This is a genomic window from Microcystis sp. M53602_WE12, from assembly GCF_030065455.1.
In the GTDB taxonomy this organism is placed as follows: Bacteria; Cyanobacteriota; Cyanobacteriia; order Cyanobacteriales; family Microcystaceae; genus Microcystis; species Microcystis aeruginosa.
Window position 1 is genome coordinate 1 of sequence record NZ_JASJFB010000356.1, and the last position, 1,313, is coordinate 1,313.

Annotated in this window: 2 protein-coding genes; one reads left to right on the forward strand and one right to left on the reverse strand. The window is 43.2% G+C overall.

Translation table 11 applies throughout. The features are described 5' to 3' along the window. Window positions 1-380 precede the first annotated feature (380 nt). A complete protein-coding gene (gene msrB / locus PX482_RS12460) occupies window positions 381-797 on the forward strand; it encodes a peptide-methionine (R)-S-oxide reductase MsrB (protein WP_002758329.1) in 417 nt (138 codons plus the stop codon). 53 nt (window positions 798-850) lie between these two features. Here msrB and PX482_RS12465 read toward each other — a convergent pair whose 3' ends face one another. Continuing rightward, entirely contained in the window at window positions 851-1,054 is a 204-nt protein-coding gene (locus PX482_RS12465) for a phycobilisome linker polypeptide (protein WP_002739162.1), read from the reverse strand. Between the last annotated feature and the right edge of the window lie 259 nt (window positions 1,055-1,313).

A 1,313-nucleotide genomic window follows, 5' to 3' on the forward strand; every position in this document is an offset into this window, starting at 1 on the left:
GACACCGAACCAGCCGACATAAAGACGGTTGTTGGTGCTGGTGATCCACTGGCAGAACTGCTCCCACAGGGAAGCGCTTTCGCGCTGTTGTAGAGTGGTGGTCATTGGTTTATGATTCCTATTAGGTTGTCGAGGTACGATTGATTGATGATGTCTCTATCTTAAAGACTTTGTATCGGTTTGTAAAGGGGTTTGACGATATTGTTACTTATACTATTGATAAGCTGAGATTATGCTAAGTCTATAGGGTTTCCTGACCAAGTTTTCCTTTTGGGGAGTACGTCGTCAGAAGCTGATGCTAAATCAGGTCATACTTCATGTTTATGAAAAAAGCCTAGATCTCGAACTCAGGTTAGACTAAAAAGGGAAGTTTAATCATAATGGCGGTTGTCCTGACTATGGTAGAAAAAGTTCGTAAAACCGAGGCGGAATGGCAGGCCCAGCTAACTCCCGAACAGTTCCAAGTTACTCGCAAAAAGGGAACAGAACGGGCGTTTACGGGTAAATATCACGATAATAAGGAAAAAGGTATTTACAAATGTGTCTGCTGTGGTACGGAGTTATTTACTTCTGACAGCAAGTATGATTCGGGTACTGGTTGGCCGAGTTTCTGGACTGCTGCTAACGAGACTAATATTAAGTACGAACGAGATATTAGCTTTTTCATGGTGCGGACAGAGATTGTTTGTGCCGCCTGTGATGCACATCTCGGTCACGTTTTTAACGATGGTCCACCTCCAACGGGAAAACGCTATTGTCTCAACTCTGCCGCTTTGCAGTTTGAAAAAAATCCCTAAAGCAAAAAGAGGTCTTTCCAGACCTCTTTTTTTTAAGTTCTAGTGGCAGCCAATTACAGTAAACCTGTATTAGTTCCTGGTTTGCCGGTCGCTAACTGCACTTTGACAATTTTGCCGCCCATTTTCATGATGCGTTGTTGCTCACGAAACCAATTATCGTAGGGAACGAGTTTGGTGAAATAGGTATTTTGTAATTCCCGTTGTGTCCGAATGCGGCTTTGGCTAGGAACACAAGCGGTGATTTTGAACATCCGCATGGATTGATTTCTCCTAATCGCTGAAAAACTTGTCGCTCAAACTAACGAAGGCCTTTTTCTAAAATAACAAAGGTCGGGAGTCAAGGATCAATACTAGCTCGTCAAAACCTATCTTGGACAGATTCAGCCTTTAAAGACCTAGCACTCATCCTCGGCTTCCCGAACCTATTTTGTCCGAGTTCGTTATTTCTAGCTTAAGCCAGAGCTAATGTAGTCGAAGTAAATCCCCATTTCTTTACCCGCATCAGCACCAACTAAA